The sequence below is a fragment of the Salinivibrio sharmensis genome (assembly GCF_001995985.1).
Lineage (GTDB): Bacteria > Pseudomonadota > Gammaproteobacteria > Enterobacterales > Vibrionaceae > Salinivibrio > Salinivibrio sharmensis.
On the sequence record NZ_MUFC01000002.1, the window covers coordinates 37,123 to 53,477 of the forward strand.

General features: G+C 51.8%; 15 protein-coding genes. 10 read left to right on the forward strand and 5 right to left on the reverse strand.

The annotated features are described in order from the left end of the window. The 8 genes from murD (at position 1) to lpxC (ending at position 9,585) form a co-directional block, all read left to right on the forward strand. Entirely contained in the window at positions 1-1,353 is a 1,353-nt protein-coding gene (gene murD, locus BZG74_RS02240; RefSeq protein ID WP_077771158.1) for a UDP-N-acetylmuramoyl-L-alanine--D-glutamate ligase, read from the forward strand. After that, positions 1,350-2,555 (forward strand): cell division protein FtsW, encoded by a 1,206-nt coding sequence (gene ftsW, locus BZG74_RS02245; protein WP_077771159.1) that lies wholly within the window; start codon positions 1,350-1,352, stop codon positions 2,553-2,555. The genes murD and ftsW overlap by 4 nt, the downstream gene beginning before the upstream one ends. After that, positions 2,548-3,609: an undecaprenyldiphospho-muramoylpentapeptide beta-N-acetylglucosaminyltransferase gene (murG, locus tag BZG74_RS02250; protein ID WP_077771160.1), complete on the forward strand. Its 1,062-nt coding sequence runs from the start codon at positions 2,548-2,550 to the stop codon at positions 3,607-3,609. Before ftsW ends, murG begins: the two co-directional genes overlap by 8 nt. Positions 3,610-3,619: 10 nt before the next feature. Beyond that, a complete protein-coding gene (murC, locus tag BZG74_RS02255; RefSeq protein WP_077578707.1) occupies positions 3,620-5,077 on the forward strand; it encodes a UDP-N-acetylmuramate--L-alanine ligase in 1,458 nt (485 codons plus the stop codon). A 192-nt stretch (positions 5,078-5,269) separates the two neighbouring features. Further along, positions 5,270-6,073 (forward strand): cell division protein FtsQ/DivIB, encoded by an 804-nt coding sequence (locus BZG74_RS02260; RefSeq protein ID WP_235605697.1) that lies wholly within the window; start codon positions 5,270-5,272, stop codon positions 6,071-6,073. Between the two features lie 11 nt (positions 6,074-6,084). Further along, a complete protein-coding gene (gene ftsA, locus BZG74_RS02265; RefSeq protein ID WP_046073971.1) occupies positions 6,085-7,341 on the forward strand; it encodes a cell division protein FtsA in 1,257 nt (418 codons plus the stop codon). A gap of 33 nt (positions 7,342-7,374) precedes the next feature. Beyond that, the gene (gene ftsZ / locus BZG74_RS02270; RefSeq protein WP_077578709.1) at positions 7,375-8,550 is read left to right on the forward strand and encodes a cell division protein FtsZ; all 1,176 of its coding nucleotides are present in this window, start codon (positions 7,375-7,377) and stop codon (positions 8,548-8,550) included. Positions 8,551-8,667: 117 nt separating this feature from the next. After that, on the forward strand, positions 8,668-9,585 hold the full coding sequence (lpxC, locus tag BZG74_RS02275) for a UDP-3-O-acyl-N-acetylglucosamine deacetylase (protein ID WP_077578710.1): 918 nt from the start codon (positions 8,668-8,670) through the stop codon (positions 9,583-9,585). A gap of 102 nt (positions 9,586-9,687) precedes the next feature. Here lpxC and BZG74_RS02280 read toward each other — a convergent pair whose 3' ends face one another. Further along, positions 9,688-10,146 carry a DUF721 domain-containing protein gene (locus BZG74_RS02280; RefSeq protein WP_077771364.1) on the reverse strand — a complete coding sequence of 153 codons (459 nt, stop codon included), beginning with the start codon at positions 10,144-10,146 and terminating at the stop codon, positions 9,688-9,690. Between the two features lie 484 nt (positions 10,147-10,630). On the opposite strand from BZG74_RS02280, the gene secA reads away from it, so the two are divergent. Both secA and mutT read left to right on the forward strand, forming a co-directional pair. Beyond that, on the forward strand, positions 10,631-13,363 hold the full coding sequence (secA, locus tag BZG74_RS02285) for a preprotein translocase subunit SecA (protein WP_077771162.1): 2,733 nt from the start codon (positions 10,631-10,633) through the stop codon (positions 13,361-13,363). Between the two features lie 62 nt (positions 13,364-13,425). Continuing rightward, the gene (mutT, locus tag BZG74_RS02290; protein ID WP_077771163.1) at positions 13,426-13,821 is read left to right on the forward strand and encodes an 8-oxo-dGTP diphosphatase MutT; all 396 of its coding nucleotides are present in this window, start codon (positions 13,426-13,428) and stop codon (positions 13,819-13,821) included. 29 nt (positions 13,822-13,850) lie between these two features. Here the strand turns inward: mutT and yacG are convergent, their stop codons facing one another. From yacG to BZG74_RS02310, 4 genes are read right to left on the reverse strand one after another with little or no spacing between them, the layout of a single operon-like run. Then, the gene (gene yacG, locus BZG74_RS02295; protein WP_201247346.1) at positions 13,851-14,051 is read right to left on the reverse strand and encodes a DNA gyrase inhibitor YacG; all 201 of its coding nucleotides are present in this window, start codon (positions 14,049-14,051) and stop codon (positions 13,851-13,853) included. A gap of 10 nt (positions 14,052-14,061) precedes the next feature. After that, positions 14,062-14,802 (reverse strand): cell division protein ZapD, encoded by a 741-nt coding sequence (gene zapD / locus BZG74_RS02300; RefSeq protein WP_077771165.1) that lies wholly within the window; start codon positions 14,800-14,802, stop codon positions 14,062-14,064. A gap of 23 nt (positions 14,803-14,825) precedes the next feature. Continuing rightward, positions 14,826-15,440, reverse strand: coding sequence for a dephospho-CoA kinase (coaE, locus tag BZG74_RS02305; protein ID WP_077771166.1), 615 nt, complete (start codon positions 15,438-15,440; stop codon positions 14,826-14,828). Beyond that, positions 15,440-16,309 carry a prepilin peptidase gene (locus BZG74_RS02310; protein ID WP_077771167.1) on the reverse strand — a complete coding sequence of 290 codons (870 nt, stop codon included), beginning with the start codon at positions 16,307-16,309 and terminating at the stop codon, positions 15,440-15,442. Before BZG74_RS02310 ends, coaE begins: the two co-directional genes overlap by 1 nt. Positions 16,310-16,355: the final 46 nt, after the last annotated feature.

The following is a 16,355-nucleotide window of genomic DNA, read 5'->3' on the forward strand; positions in this document are numbered from 1 at the left end:
ATGTCAGCCGCGAGCCAGCGCTCATTAACCGAGTTTCGCCATATCGTAGTGATGGGTTTGGGCGTGACCGGCCTGTCGGTAGTACGTTTTATTGCGCGCCGTCACCCCAAGGCATGCATCCGCGTGATGGACTCGCGCGCGCAGCCACCGGGGCAAGACCAACTGCCAGATAACGTCGAGTTGCACACAGGCAGTTGGCAGGCGCAGTGGTTAGCCGATGCCGATTTGGTGGTGACTAACCCAGGGATCTCGCTGCAGACGCCAGCGTTGGCGCCAGTCCATGCAGCGGGTACGCCTGTTGTGGGAGACATTGAGCTATTTGCCTGGTACTGCGATAAGCCGGTAGTGGCGATCACTGGCTCCAACGGTAAAAGCACCGTCACGGCGCTGGTGGGCGAAATGGCGAAAGCGAGCGGGATTGACGTCGGGGTGGGTGGCAATATCGGCGTCGCGGCGTTAGATTTGCTCGACCGCGGTCACGAGCTGTATGTGTTAGAGCTATCGAGCTTTCAACTCGAAACCACCGACTCGCTGGTTCTAGATGGCGCGGCCTTTTTGAATTTCTCAGAAGATCATATGGATAGGTACGACAGCTTGGCTGATTATCGTGCCGCCAAGTGTCGTATTTTTACCCATGCGACCACTTTGATTGCCAATGCCGATGATCTGCAAACACGCCAGGGTCTGCAAACAAACAGCGCCTCCTCCATGCGTCTGTTTGGTTTTCATCAAGGTGACTACTGCCTTATCACTCACCAAGGTGAAGCGTGGCTATCGGCGCACGGCCAGCCATTATTGCCTGTCTCTTCGCTGGGGCTGGTGGGACGTCATAACGTGGCGAATGGGCTGGCGGCAATGGCATTGGCTGACAGTGTTGGCATCAGTCAGCAGGGGCAAAAATCGGCACTTAGTACATACGCCGGCCTCCCGCACCGCTGTCAAAAGGTTGCCGAGCACCAGGGCGTGCTTTGGGTCAATGATTCAAAAGCCACTAATGTGGCCAGTACCTTGGCCGCGCTCGATGGCCTAGATATTGAAGGGCGGTTACACCTTTTGGTGGGGGGCGATGGCAAAGGCGCCGACTTTAGTCTGTTGCAACCGGCGTTGGCGAAACTCTCGGTATCGCTTTACTGCTTTGGCAAGGATCAAACGCAGTTGGCGGCGCTCGATAACGAGGCGCAGTGTGTGGATACGTTGCATCAAGCGGTCGATGCAGCGGCTCATCAAGCCTGTGCCGGAGACATGGTGCTGTTATCACCCGCTTGTTCAAGCTTGGATCAGTTCACTAATTTTGCTGCCCGTGGGGATGCCTTTATTGCCGAGGTAGAATCGATGATCGCGAGGCACGCATGACAGTAAGCCGACTTCCCCAATATTGCTGGCAGTGGCTACGCACCCCATCTCCTGGGGTGTTGTACGACCGCCAATTGGTCTGGACCTCGCTGCTGTTAATGGTTATTGGGTTAGTCATGGTGACCTCAGCGTCTTTGCCGGTTGGACTTAGGCTGGCCGATGCCCCGTTTTTGTTTGCCAAGCGTCATGCTTTTTATCTCACGGTCGCCATCATTGCGGCCGTGGTGGTGATGTATATTCCGGTGCGATTATGGCAGCGTTATAGCGGCTACATGTTATTGCTTTCGTCGCTGCTGCTGCTGGCGGTTCTTGCGATTGGTCGGTCTGTTAACGGCGCGGCACGCTGGATTTCGATTGCCGGGATCAACATTCAGCCTGCGGAGATTGCCAAGTTATCCTTGTTTGTTTTTTTGGCCGGCTACCTGGTACGTCGCCATGGTGAGGTGCGTGAGCATTTTCGTGGCTTTGCTAAGCCCTTGGCAGTGCTCTTGCTCTTCGCAAGCTTATTGTTGGCGCAACCTGATTTAGGCTCGGTGGTGGTGATGTTTGTTACCACCGTGGGGATGTTATTTATTGCAGGGGCGAAGCTGTGGCAGTTTATTGCACTGCTGATCACCGGGTTGACCTTGGTCGGGGGCTTGATTGTCGCTGAGCCTTACCGGGTACGCCGCGTCACCGCCTTTTTAGACCCATGGCAAGACCCGTTTGGCAGTGGCTATCAGCTAACCCAATCCTTAATGGCATTTGGGCGCGGGGATTGGTTTGGACAAGGGCTAGGTAACTCGATTCAAAAACTGGAATATTTGCCAGAAGCCCATACCGATTTCGTGTTTGCGGTGATTGCCGAAGAGCTTGGCTTGGTGGGCGTCAGTGTGATTTTGTGTCTGATTTTTTACTTGGTGTTTAAAGCCTTGTTTATTGGCAAGCGTTGCCTAGAGCAAACGCAGTTATTTGGTGGGTTTCTCGCCTTCGGAATTGGAATTTGGTTTGCGTTTCAAACCATGGTCAATGTGGGCGCTGCCGCTGGTATGTTGCCAACCAAGGGTCTCACATTGCCATTGATCAGTTACGGCGGGTCCAGTCTGGTGACCATGGCGGTGGCAGTTGCTTTGTTATTGCGTATTGACCACGAGTACCGGCTCGCCACCTCGCAAGCGCATCAACGAAACCCTTATCAAGGTAAAGAACAGAATAATGAGTAAAAAACGATTATTAGTGATGGCGGGTGGTACCGGTGGCCATGTGTTCCCCGGGCTCGCGGTCGCCAAGTATTTAGAAAAACAAGGCTGGGAGATCTGCTGGTTAGGGACGGCCGATCGTATGGAGGCTGATTTGGTGCCTAAATATGGCATCGAGATCGCATTTATTCGTGTTAAAGGCTTGATTGGATCTGGGCTGATGCGCAAGCTACGAGCCCCTTGGATGATTGTCAGTGCGATTTGGCAAGCGCGACAAGTGATCAAACGCTTTAAACCCGACGCTGTATTAGGCATGGGTGGCTATGTCAGTGGCCCAGGCGGGATTGCTGCATGGTTAAGTGGTGTACCTGTGATTCTGCACGAGCAAAATGCGGTGGCAGGCTTAACCAACCGCTGGCTGGCTAAGGTGGCTAAGCAAGTGTTGCAAGCGTTTCCAGGCGCATTCGATGGCACGACAGTGGTCGGTAATCCTGTGCGTCGAGATGTGTGCGATCTCGCTGCGCCTGAGCAACGTTTGAGTGAGCGAGAAGGCGCTTTGCGCGTCCTAGTCATGGGAGGCAGTCAAGGCGCGCGGATCCTTAATCAAACGGTGCCAGAGGCGATTGCGCTCACCGAGCAAGCGGTTACGGTTCGCCACCAAGCAGGCAAGCAGAACGCTGAGCAGACACACGATGCGTATCAACAAGCCGGTGTTAGCGACGTTGAAGTTAGTGAGTTTATTGATGATGTCGCCGAGGCGTACGCGTGGGCGGATGTGGTGATTTGCCGCAGCGGGGCATTGACGGTTTCTGAGCTGGCGGCGGCTGGCGTTGGAGCGATTTTCGTGCCCTTTATGCACGCAGATAGGCAACAAGCACTCAATGGCGATTATTTGGTGGCGCGTGACGCTGCCTTGATGATCGAACAGCCATCACTGACAGCGAGCACGTTGGCTGAGACAATGAACCAGCTTGACCGTCCACGCTTGTTAGCGATGGCAAGGGCGGCTAGAGAGGCAGCCATTATTGATGCGGATGCGCGCGTCGCGGATGTGATTGTCTCGCACGCCAACAAATAGAGAATAGAGAATGGGTAAATTGGATAATCAGCAGCTGGAAAAAATTCGCACCATGATCCCGGAAATGCGCCGGGTTAAGCGGATCCACTTTGTGGGGATCGGTGGTGCAGGCATGTGTGGTATTGCTGAAGTGCTGATTAATGAAGGTTACCAAATAACCGGCTCGGATCTTGCACAGAATATCGTCACAGAGCGATTGGCATCCATGGGGGCGCAGATTTTTATCGGACATCAAGCGAGCCATGTCGAACAAGCCAGCGTGGTAGTGGTGTCGACGGCAATTAAACCGGACAACCCAGAAGTGGAAGCGGCAAAGGCAGCACGCATTCCTGTGGTACGTCGGGCGGAAATGCTTGCCGAGTTAATGCGCTATCGGCATGGTATTGCCGTTGCCGGCACCCACGGCAAAACCACAACGACAGCGATGGTCACTCAGATTTTCTCCGAGGCCGGACTGGATCCCACGTTCGTTAATGGTGGGTTAGTGAAAAGTGCTGGGACCAACGCGCGGTTAGGAAGCAGTCGCTATTTGATTGCAGAAGCGGATGAAAGTGATGCCTCTTTTTTACACCTGCAGCCAATGGTGGCGATTGTCACCAATATAGAAGCTGACCATATGGATACCTATGGCGGCAGTTTTGCGAAGTTGCAGCAGACTTTTATCGACTTTCTCCACAATCTGCCGTTTTATGGTTTGGCAGTGGTGTGTATTGATGATCCTGTGGTGCGTGAATTGATCCCCGCGATTGGGCGGCAAGTGATCACCTACGGGTTCTCGCACGATGCCGATGTATGTTTACATGATTACCAACAGCATGGGCAGTGCGGTGTGTTTAAAGTGACACGCCCTCATCGAGAAACGCTAACTATTCGCTTGAACACTCCCGGCCAACATAATGCGCTCAATGCAGCAGCGGCGATTGCGGTTGCGACCGAAGATGGTGTGGACGATGATGCAATCTTGCGCGCCTTGGCCAACTTTGCTGGTACGGGCCGACGCTTTGATCAACTCGGCGAGTTTGCGGTGGATGAGGGGACAGCCTTGCTGGTGGATGATTATGGTCATCACCCCAGTGAAGTGGATGTCACCATAAAAGCGGCGCGTGCAGGCTGGCAAGATCACCGCTTAGTGATGATCTTTCAGCCTCATCGTTATAGTCGCACACGCGATCTTTATGATGACTTTGCCAATGTGTTGGAAAAAGTGGATGTGTTGCTGATGCTAGATGTGTACTCGGCGGGAGAAACGCCGATTGCAGGCGCGGATGGCAGAAGTTTGTGTCGTAGTATTCGCGCTCGGGGCAAACTGGATCCTATTTTTGTCCCTAACGCAGAGGCATTGCCCGCCGCGCTGGCCAATGTACTGCAACCTAATGACTTGGTTTTAACACAAGGCGCGGGTGATATTGGTAAAGTAGCGAAAAATTTAGCGGCAAAGCAGCTAGACAAGGCTAAAATGGCGCAATAAAAATGAGCCAGTGAGAAGTGAAAAGGCTGCCAATATTGGTGGTTGCGAGGATAAAAGTAGGTTTTTATCGCCTTTATAGGCCAAATCGCTCGTAACATCTCCCAGCATATTGATAAAAGTGCGTATCTGGGTTGGAGTGCACGACGCGGGATCGCTATAATCAGTCGGTTTTTTCGCTGTGAGTGTCAAGTCGTGTCGACACAAGGCGATAAGATAGGTATGAGCATGGTCAATGCCCTGACACGCGTACAAGCAGTGATAAAACTGGATCGGCAAACGGGCGCGTCACTCGCGTTTCTGGTTGGGGTGATTACCCTGATGTTGCTGGGTGTGATACGTGTGGTTGATTGGATGAGTGATGAGCAGCAGCTCCCCTTATCGCAGCTAGTGATGGAAGGTGACCAGACACATGTGAGTGCGGCGCAAGTGCGCAAAGCAGTGTTATCAGGCGGCGAGCTGAAAAGCTTTATGCTGCAGGATGTGAATCGCATCCAAGCGAATATTGAGGCACTCCCGTGGGTGAAACAGGTTGCGGTAAGAAAGCAGTGGCCGGATACCTTAAAGGTACATATTACTGAATACCAGGCTAGCGCGATTTGGAACGGGCAAAAATTGCTGACGCCAGCCGGGACGGTGTTCAATGGTGCCCCGCAAGATGTCGCCGATAAAAATCTGGTGTCGCTACACGGCAATACCGGCACGTCGGAAGAAGTCTTGCGAACGAGCCGAGAGCTTGAAGATGAATTACAGCGAATTGGCTTATCAATTCAGGCCTTATCACTGAACAAGCGGCGATCATGGCGTATTGTGACACGAGATGGCGTACGGATTGAGTTAGGGCGAAAGGCGCGACAAGAAAGGCTAGCGCGACTGGTCAATTTATACCCTCGGATAAAGGCGCAAGATAAAGCCATTGCGTATGTCGATCTACGGTATGACACAGGGGCAGCGGTAGGCTGGAAAACAGAGGCAGACGACGCGAATAGCCAAAATTAAGAGATGGTTGAATGAATAAAACGACAGACAAGTCACTGATAGTTGGGCTCGATATCGGTACGTCCAAAGTGTCTACCTTGGTCAGTGAAGTGCTGCCAGATGGCACCATCAATGTGCTGGGTGTGGGCAGCAGCCCGTCGCGCGGTATGGATAAAGGTGGCGTGAACGACTTAGAGTCTGTGGTTAAATCTGTTCAACGTGCGGTGAACGAAGCCGAGATGATGGCAGATTGCCAAATCAGCTCTGTCTATCTTTCTTTGTCAGGTAAGCATATTCACTGCCAAACTGAAAGAGGGATGGGGACGATATCGGATGAAGATGTCACCCAAGATGACATAGATAATGTCATTCACACCGCGAAGTCGGTGAAAATCAGTGATGAGCAGCGGGTTTTGCACGTGATCCCGCAAGAATACAAAATTGATTACCAAGAAGGGATCAAAAACCCGCTCGGGTTATCCGGGGTGAGGATGGAAGCGAGTGTGCACCTCATCACATGTCACAATGACACCGCAAAAAATATTGAGAAAGCAGTCGAACGTTGTGGTCTTAGCGTTGATCAACTGATTTTCTCCGGGCTTTCAGCGAGCCATGCTGTGATCACACCGGACGAGCGAGAGCTGGGTGTCTGTGTGGTTGATATCGGTGGCGGCACCATGGATCTGGCCGTATGGACGGGAGGGGCGCTTCGACATGCTGAAGTAATCCCTTACGCGGGCAATGTGATCACCAGTGATATTGCGTATGCCTTTGGCACACCACTGGCTGATGCAGAAGACATTAAAGTGAAATACGGCTGTGCATTGAGCGAGCTGGTGAACAAGGACGCCAAAGTCAATGTCCCAAGTGTGGGAGGACGCCCATCAAGGACATTGCAGCGACAAACTTTGTCAGAAGTTATTGAGCCACGATGTTCAGAACTTTTGGGGCTGGTGAACCAAAAGCTGGTCGCCATCCAAGAAAAACTGCGTAGTGATGGTGTCAAACACCAAATGGCTGCTGGGATTGTCCTAACAGGAGGCGCATCACAGATGCATGGCCTGGTCGAATGCGCGGAGCGCGTATTCCAAAACCAGGTAAGGGTGGGACAACCGGTGAATGTCACGGGACTGACCGACTATGTGCAAGCGCCTTGTTATGCAACCGCAGTTGGGCTTTTACACTACGGTAAAGAAAGCTTGCTGACAGAAACGAGTGAACCAGAACAAAAGCGGGCTGTGGCTAGCTGGATCAATAAGCTGAGTAGCTGGTTTAAGAAAGAATTTTAACCCTGATGCGAACAGGAAGGACGGAGAGAACTCATGTTTGAACCGATGATGGAAATGTCTGACGATGCGGTAATTAAGGTCGTCGGCATTGGCGGTGGCGGTGGTAACGCCGTTGAGCATATGGTGCGTGAGTCAATCGAAGGGGTTGACTTTATTAGCATTAACACGGATGCCCAAGCACTACGTAAAAGCAGCGTAGGCACGGTCATTCAAATTGGTGGTGACATCACTAAAGGCCTAGGTGCGGGGGCAAACCCACAAGTAGGTCGAGATTCTGCCCTTGAAGATCGCGATGCGATTAAAGCTGAGCTCGAAGGTGCCGATATGGTATTTATCGCAGCCGGAATGGGCGGTGGTACAGGGACAGGCGGCGCGCCGGTCATCGCGGAAATCGCGAAAGAGATGGGCATTCTGACTGTTGCTGTAGTGACCAAACCATTCAGCTTTGAAGGCAAGAAGCGATTAGCCTTTGCAGAGCAGGGTATCGAAGAGCTGTCAAAAAATGTTGACTCGCTGATCACGATCCCGAACGAAAAACTGCTCAAGGTATTAGGTCGCGGTATCACCTTGCTCGATGCCTTTGCAAAGGCCAACGATGTACTACGTAATGCCGTGCAAGGGATCGCTGAGTTGATCACTCGCCCAGGCCACATCAACGTCGACTTTGCTGACGTGCGCACTGTGATGTCAGAAATGGGACACGCAATGATGGGTAGCGGCGTGGCAACCGGTGAAGACCGTGCCGAGGAAGCAGCAGAAATGGCCATTTCTAGCCCGCTTCTGGAAGATATCGATCTTGCTGGGGCGCGTGGTGTGTTGGTGAACATTACCGCAGGCTTTGATATGCGTCTTGATGAGTTTGAGACCGTAGGTAACACCGTCAAAGCGTTTGCATCAGACAATGCAACTGTGGTGATCGGTACATCGATGGACCCAGAGATGAGCGACGAGCTGCGTGTGACTGTAGTGGCAACCGGGATTGGTAATGAGCGTAAGCCAGATATCACCTTGGTCACCAACTCACAGTCTGGGCAAGCACAGGCAGAGCCGAAAAAGGCACAGCCTTTGCAAGAGAAACCACAGGCGGCAAGTGCAAACCCTGCGGCGAAAGAGCAGCCAGCTGCATCGTCATCGAATGCAGCACCAAAATCGCAGACCGAGCATGATTATCTCGATATTCCTGCGTTTTTGCGCAAACAAGCTGACTAGTCGCTACTGCTTGGTTTGTAGCCAGTGATGTGCTACCATCACGCTGCCCTTGTCTAAGGTGACAGGGTAATGAGTGACGCAGAGCACACTTTTTTGAGAAAAAGTTGAGATAAGCCGATGATTAGACAGCGAACATTGAAAAGTATGGTCCAAACGACTGGTGTGGGTCTCCACTCTGGGCGTAAGGTTACGCTTACTCTGCGTCCGGCTCCTGCTAATACTGGTGTGATTTACCGTCGCACAGACATGGAGCCGCCGGTAGATTTTCCGGCTAACCCTGAGGATGTGCGCGACACCATGTTGTGCACCGCCTTAGTCAATGACGCGGGTGTTCGCATCTCAACCGTTGAGCATCTCAGTGCAGCGATTGCAGGCATGGGGATCGATAACATTATTATCGAAGTGGACGCGCCAGAAATTCCAATTATGGATGGCAGTTCAAGCCCGTTCATCTTTTTGCTGCAGTCAGCGGGTATCGACGTCCAAAACGCACCAAAACGGTTCATTCGCATTAAAAAGCCTGTTCGCATTGAAGACGATGACAAATGGGCGGAGTTGCTGCCTTACAACGGCTTCCGTCTTGATTTTGCTATCGAATTCGACCACCCCGCGATTGAATCAGAGCAACAAAATTTGGTGCTAGACTTCTCTAGCCAGTCTTTTATTAAAGACTTAAGCCGTGCTCGTACCTTCGGCTTTATGCGTGATATCGAGTATTTGCAGTCACAGAATCTGTGTCTAGGCGGCAGCTTCGACTGTGCCATTGTGCTGGATGATTACCGCATCTTGAATGAGGAAGGTCTGCGTTTTGACAACGAATTGGTCAAGCACAAGGTGCTGGATGCCATCGGTGATCTCTACATGTGTGGTCACAGCATTCTTGGTGAAATGCGTGCGTATAAATCGGGCCATGCATTGAACAATAAACTGCTGCGCGCGGTATTAGCGGACCAAGAAGCGTGGGAGTGGGTCACGTTTGAAGAAACAGAGACTTCTCCAGTGGCATTTGCCGAGCCGGGGATGGTTTTGGCCTAAGCCCGAGTTTGTTCAGTGTGTGCACGGTAAAAGCGCAGTGCACCATGCTGAGGCAAAGTAAACGGCGAATACCAAACAATTGATAATATAGAAAGCCAGAGCTCACTCTGGCTTTTTTTGATCTTCGGCGAGTTTGGCTAAGGCGTCGAACCGTGCTTTTAGTTTGGGCGAGGCACTGTCACCCAGCGCACGCAGTAACTCACCAGAGGCTTGGCTCAAGTGGCGAGGTGGCGCAGCCTCCTTGTCTTCTCGGTCGGCGGCAGCGAGTGCCGGGTTAATCTTCACTTCAATGGTTGTCAGGCTTGCCAAGCCTTTGTTACGCAATACCGATAACAAATGCTGCCGTTCATAGTTAAGTCGCATCGCCCAGGCGGCGCTCCCGGCCTCTACCACCAATACGCCATCACGATAATTGGCGACGCGGCAGGCTTTAGACGTTTCACCGGGTAATAACGCCAAGATCAGCTTGTTTAGCTTGGCAAGCTCAACCGCTCGCTGAGCAATATTGTTGGGGTCGCTCTCCAGCAGGTGCAGGGTAGAGCGGGGACGGTGGTCTCTCATCGCGCGATAACTGCCTTTTTTGTCATCAATCCGGTGCCTGAACGGGCGCACAGCGTCTAATTTTCACTAATTGATCCCTTGAGTATGGGATTTGTCATAGGATGTGAAAGTAATTTACCTTATCATACATGCTCCACCTCGGCATGTAGCCTACCGGGTTGATATATCGGTATGTCCTGAGGTGAGCACCAGAGAGTGAACAAACCATTCACAGGTAAGTGTCGCATGGGTTAGGCGATGGCAGCGTATTTTTTCCGTGCCATCTACCACATTTACATTCAGTCACGTGGAAATCGTTGTGAAGTGGCGTTATCGCCCTTGAATTCTGTCCAATTGGGCTCCACTTAAAGAAGATGCGTTTTGGCATCTAGTGTTGAATCGATGAGCTTAAGCCAACCCGCGTTTGAACTGAAACACGCCAGCATAGAGGCAGTGTAGCGGCCGCCCATGTGGGAAAACCATTAAAAAGAGTACCGGCAACGCCATGTTATCGAAAGTCCTGACTAAAGTTATCGGAAGCCGTAATGACCGCACCTTGCGTCGGCTGCGAAAAGTTGTTGATGAAATCAACAAACTCGAACCCCAATTTGAAGCATTGAATGACGATGCGTTAAAAGCAAAAACCGTTGAATTCCGCGAGCGCCTGGACCAAGGTGCCGAGCTTGATGACCTCCTTCCTGAAGCCTTTGCCACTGTACGAGAAGCCTCTAAGCGTGTATTTGGCCTACGCCACTTTGACGTGCAAATGGTCGGCGGTATCGTGCTCCACAATGGTCAGATTGCAGAAATGCGCACCGGTGAAGGTAAAACCCTGACCGCGACGCTACCTTCTTATCTGAACGCCCTAACCGGAAAGGCGGTTCACATTGTGACGGTGAATGATTATTTGGCGGAGCGTGATGCCGAAACCAACCGTCCGTTGTTTGAGTTTTTAGGAATGACGGTGGGCGTCAATGTCCCCAACATGCCGCCGGAGGCGAAAAAAGCCGCTTACGCATGTGATGTACTTTACGGTACCAACAATGAGTTCGGCTTTGACTATTTGCGTGACAACATGGCGTTTCGCGCAGAAGACCGTGTGCAACGCGATCGCTATTTCTCGATTGTCGATGAGGTTGACTCTATCCTCATTGATGAGGCGCGTACGCCTCTGATTATTTCTGGGCCAGCAGAAGACAGCTCGGAGATGTATCAGCGTATCAATGCCTTGATCCCAAGTTTGAAACAGCAAGAGCAAGAAGATACCGAAGACTATCAAGGTGATGGCCACTTCACGGTCGATGAAAAAGCCAAGCAAGTGTACATGACCGAAAATGGTCAAGAGTTCGTCGAAGACTTGCTCAAGAAAAACGGTTTGATGGAAGACGGCGATACGCTGTACTCACCGGCAAACATTAGTCTTATCCATCATATTAATGCCGCGCTACGTGCGCATGTTTTGTTTGAGCGCGACGTTGATTACATCGTTAAAGACGATGAAGTGATCATTGTTGATGAGCACACTGGGCGTACCATGCCGGGACGCCGTTGGTCGGAAGGCTTACACCAGGCGGTGGAAGCCAAAGAAGGGGTGAAAATTCAAAACGAGAACCAGACTTTGGCCTCGATCACCTTCCAAAACTTCTTCCGTTTGTATGACAAACTCTCAGGCATGACAGGGACCGCGGACACCGAGGCGTTTGAGTTCCAGTCTATCTATGGCCTAGACACCGTGGTTATCCCGACCAACCGACCAATGGTGCGTAAAGATCACGCCGATCAGGTCTACATGACCGAAAAAGAAAAGTTTGCAGCCATTGCGGAAGATATCAAAACGCGTGCCAAAGCCGGCCAACCGGTATTGGTCGGCACAGTATCGATTGAAAAATCTGAATTGTTATCGAATGCCTTGAACAAAGACGGTATCAAGCACCAGGTGCTTAACGCCAAATTCCATGCCCATGAAGCGGATATTGTTGAGCAAGCCGGTTACCCGGGAACGGTGACGATCGCTACTAACATGGCCGGTCGTGGTACCGATATTGTGCTGGGTGGTAGCTGGAAACAAGTGCTGGGTGATGTTGAAAACCCGACCGACGCGCAAGTAGAAGCGGCGAAAGAAAAGTGGCAGCAGCTGCATGACCAGGTCGTTGAAGCCGGTGGTCTGCACATCATTGGTACTGAACGCCATGAATCACGTCGTATCGATAACCAGCTACGTGGTCGTGCCGGTCGCCAAGGTGACCCAGGTTCAACCCGTTTCTATTTGTCGATGGAAGATTCCTTGATGCGGATCTTCGCCTCAGAAAAAGTCTCTAACATGATGAAACGATTAGGGATGGCCGAAGGCGAAGCCATTGAGCACCCATGGGTCAATAAAGCCATTGAAAACGCACAGCGCAAAGTGGAAGGGCGTAACTTTGATATTCGTAAGCAACTGCTCGAATTTGATGATGTCGCCAACGATCAGCGTAAAGTGGTGTATGAGCTACGTGACGCGTTACTGGTGTCAGAAGATATCAGTGAAATGATCGAGCACAACCGCGAGGATGTGGTTAATAACATTGTGAACCAGTACATTCCGCCACAATCGCTAGAAGAAATGTGGGATGTACCAGGCCTAGAGAAACGCCTTAAAGCGGATTTTGATCTCGAATTGCCGATTCAGCAATGGTTGGATGAAGACGACAAACTCTACGAAGAGTTACTGCGCGAGCGCATTCTGATGGCCCTGATTGAGGTGTATAAAGGCAAAGAAGAGGCGGTAGGGGCAGAAACCCTGCGTAACTTTGAAAAAGCAGTGATGCTGCAAACCTTGGATACGCTTTGGAAAGAGCACCTCGCGGCGATGGATCACCTCCGTCAAGGTATTCACTTACGTGGCTACGCACAAAAGAACCCGAAACAAGAGTATAAGCGCGAATCGTTTGAGCTGTTTGAGGGCATGCTAGAAGCGCTGAAAACCGATGTGGTGACAACCCTCAGTCGTGTGCGTGTGCAGCAGCCGGATGACGTTGAGCGTATGGAAGCCGAGCGCAAAGCACGCGCAGAGCAGGCCGCGCAAAAGCAGCAAGTTAACCATGCGCAAGCTGATAACCAGTTTGATGATAGCGACAGCGCCGAACAGGGTGGCAGCGGCAACGAAACCGTGGTGCGTGATGGACGCAAAGTCGGTCGTAATGAGCCTTGTCCTTGTGGATCAGGGAAGAAATTTAAGCAATGTCACGGTAGAATCTAAGCCCTGACCATGCGTTATCAAAAAGGCCGTTTATCGGCCTTTTTTTATTATCAGGAGAGGCCATGAAACGGGTAAGTATTGCCGCTGGCATTATTGTTAATCCGACACAAGACAAAGTCTTTATCACTCGCCGTCATGCTCACGCCCATCAAGGGGGAAAGTGGGAGTTTCCTGGCGGAAAAATTGAAGGGAGTGAAACCCCGCAACGCGCATTGTTGAGAGAATTAAACGAAGAAGTTGGGATTACTGCAAAAGCGGTCAGCCCCTTTATATCGTTAGACTTTGACTTTCCCGACAAAGCATTAAGTTTGGATTTTTTCTTAGTGTGTGACTTTGATGGAGAGCCGTCAGGTTGTGAGGGACAAGAGGGGATATGGGCCCCCATTGCTGAATTGGATAACTATCCGTTCCCCGAGGCCAACGATGCGGTATTAGAGAAGATTCGCGCTCGGTTCTGAGCGCGAGAACATCGAGAAGGGCAGCGCGATCAGTTGTGCTGCTCTTCTGACCAGAGGTCATCATCCGACACGTCAGGAGCGCCGGGGATGGCCTTTTCCTCACTGGCCCATTCACCCAAATCAACCAACTGACAGCGTTTGCTGCAAAATGGACGATGTGGGCTGACCTCTCCCCAAACCACAGGCTGCTGGCATGTTGGACATTGGACAACGGTAAGGGCATCACTCACGTGGATCTCCTTAACAAACACTGATATGAACAGCCATATTGTCGGCGACCTCATGATCGTCGTCAAATGGCATAAAGCGGATCGCGAAGCGGTTTTTGTGTCCAGACACTAACGGGTAGACCCCAAGATCAGGGGATATCTTAAGCCGAATTAAGCAGGCTCCATCCGCCTCTTGCTGGTAAAAGCCTTGTTGGACGGTGGCGGTTCCCCCGTGTGCACTTTCACGTGTGAGCTGCAGCCAGAACGCCAAGGCGTGGCGTAATGGTGCCAGGGTTTCCATCCAGGCCTGAATCGCACTTTGCCGTGCGGCCAGCGGTTGATGCAGCCAGTAATGGAAATTGGGTAGATCAAAGCTACAGCTACCACCAGGAATAGAAAAGCGCTGCTTAATACTGGTTAGAAAGCGATCCTCTCTTAGCGCTTGGCCAAAGCGTTTGGCTTGTAACACTGCGCGTTGATGCTCGCCAAGTTGGTCGAGTAGCTGATTGAGCTGTGTTTGATCAACTTGGGGCACGTCAGCCCATGCTTTGAGTTTTTTCTTGAGTTTGTCCAAATCCTTGGCGAGATCTGCTTTCACTTGCACCTGCTCCAAGATTTCTAGCAAATCGAATAAGCTGCGGAAAAATTGGATATGGTGGCAGGGTGCGGAAAGCCCGCTCACTTCGTCCAGTTGATCGAGCAGGTACTCCAGGCGCAAGTAAATTCGCACCTGTTCATTGAGTGGGTGTTCATACAAAGTGAGGTTGGTCATAAGCGTTTAGCTGTCCTGTCCGACTATGGGTCGGCGTTTGCCTGGGTTGCCAAGGTTAAATACGTGTGATGTAAGGCATCAACTTGTCGATCAAGTTCCACCTCGGTTTGTGTATTATCAATCACATCATCGGCGACGGCGAGGCGTTGTGCGCGACTGGCTTGTGCGGCCAAAATCGCGTGAACTTGTTGTTCGCTGACGTGATCACGCGCGAGCGTGCGAGCGATTTGTGTTTGCTCGTCCACATCGACGACCAACACCCGTTGCGCCAATGACATCAGATTATTCTCTACTAATAAGGGCACCACAAGCAAACAATACGCTGAACTGGCTTGCGCACAGGCTTGGATCATGCGCTGGCGGATCATGGGATGAAGCAGGTTATCGAGCCATTGCTTATCGTTTGGGTGACTAAACACCCGCTCACGAAGCCAGGCACGATCTAGGCTGCCATCTGGAGTTAATGCCGGCGTGCCAAAGCGCCCAACAATCGCGGCCAGACCGTCACTACCGGGGGCAACCACCTCGCGGGCGATCACATCGGCATCAATAATATCAATACCCTTGGCGGCGAAACGGTTGGCAACCGTGGTTTTTCCACTACCAATCCCTCCGGTTAACCCGACCACAACGGCCATTAGCGCACTCCCAAAATCTGTGAAAGGTACCAGTATAACAGGCTATCGCCCCAAAGCAGACTTAGCCAGCCTGCGACGGCAATAAAGGGACCGAAGGCAAATGCGTGTTGCAGACTTTTTCGTTGTTGGCGCAGCAATAGTGCTCCGACGATGGCGCCACTCAGTGAGGCGACTAAAATCAGTAGCGGTAAGGCTTGCCAACCGACCCAAGCCCCCAAAGCCGCAAAAAGCTTAAAGTCTCCATACCCCATACCTTCTTTGCCGGTGGTGAGCTTGAATGCCCAGAAGAGGCTCCAGAGGCTCACATAACCAACCATGGCGCCAATGACACTCTCGCTGAGGGTGACAGGACTGATGCCGGTGAGGGCGAGGCCTATCCCTGCCCACATTAAGGGTAAGGTGAGTTGGTCGGGCAGCAACAGGGTTTCCCAATCAATGAGGGTCAGCGCCAGTAAAGTCAGGCTGGCCCCCATCACCGCGATGGCCCATGCTGATGAGGGAATAAGCCATGCGGGGAGCATGCAAAGCATCGCGCTGGTCAGCTCCACCAATGGATAACGTTTACTGATGGCGTGTTGGCAATGACGGCAGCGGCCTTTTAAAACCAGCCAACTGAAAAGCGGGAGATTGTCATACCAGCGAATGGTTTGCTTGCAGGCCGGACAGTGAGATGCGGGGAGACACAAATCAAAACGCTGCTCGTCGGGTGCGTCAATACCAGCATCGGGAAAGGTGGCTAAGCATTCTTGCCGCCAACGACGTTCCATCATGATGGGCACGCGCGCGATGACCACATTTAAAAAGCTACCGATAATCAGGCCAAACAAGCCAGCAAAAAAAATGAATAACGGTGATGAGAGTATCAACATGGAACCTTCTGGGTATAAACCTTGTGCGCATCATAGCGTCTTGCGT

What these genes read in the sequence shown, in the direction of transcription:
- murD (WP_077771158.1), top strand. Translation starts at nt 1, where the DNA reads ATGTCAGCCGCGAGCCAGCGCTCATTAACCGAGTTTCGCCATATCGTA.
- ftsW (WP_077771159.1), top strand. Translation starts at nt 1,350, where the DNA reads ATGACAGTAAGCCGACTTCCCCAATATTGCTGGCAGTGGCTACGCACC.
- murG (WP_077771160.1), top strand. Translation starts at nt 2,548, where the DNA reads ATGAGTAAAAAACGATTATTAGTGATGGCGGGTGGTACCGGTGGCCAT.
- murC (WP_077578707.1), top strand. Translation starts at nt 3,620, where the DNA reads ATGGGTAAATTGGATAATCAGCAGCTGGAAAAAATTCGCACCATGATC.
- ftsA (WP_046073971.1), top strand. Translation starts at nt 6,085, where the DNA reads ATGAATAAAACGACAGACAAGTCACTGATAGTTGGGCTCGATATCGGT.
- ftsZ (WP_077578709.1), top strand. Translation starts at nt 7,375, where the DNA reads ATGTTTGAACCGATGATGGAAATGTCTGACGATGCGGTAATTAAGGTC.
- lpxC (WP_077578710.1), top strand. Translation starts at nt 8,668, where the DNA reads ATGATTAGACAGCGAACATTGAAAAGTATGGTCCAAACGACTGGTGTG.
- BZG74_RS02280 (WP_077771364.1), bottom strand. Translation starts at nt 10,146, where the DNA reads ATGAGAGACCACCGTCCCCGCTCTACCCTGCACCTGCTGGAGAGCGAC.
- secA (WP_077771162.1), top strand. Translation starts at nt 10,631, where the DNA reads ATGTTATCGAAAGTCCTGACTAAAGTTATCGGAAGCCGTAATGACCGC.
- mutT (WP_077771163.1), top strand. Translation starts at nt 13,426, where the DNA reads ATGAAACGGGTAAGTATTGCCGCTGGCATTATTGTTAATCCGACACAA.
- zapD (WP_077771165.1), bottom strand. Translation starts at nt 14,802, where the DNA reads ATGACCAACCTCACTTTGTATGAACACCCACTCAATGAACAGGTGCGA.
- coaE (WP_077771166.1), bottom strand. Translation starts at nt 15,440, where the DNA reads ATGGCCGTTGTGGTCGGGTTAACCGGAGGGATTGGTAGTGGAAAAACC.
- BZG74_RS02310 (WP_077771167.1), bottom strand. Translation starts at nt 16,309, where the DNA reads ATGTTGATACTCTCATCACCGTTATTCATTTTTTTTGCTGGCTTGTTT.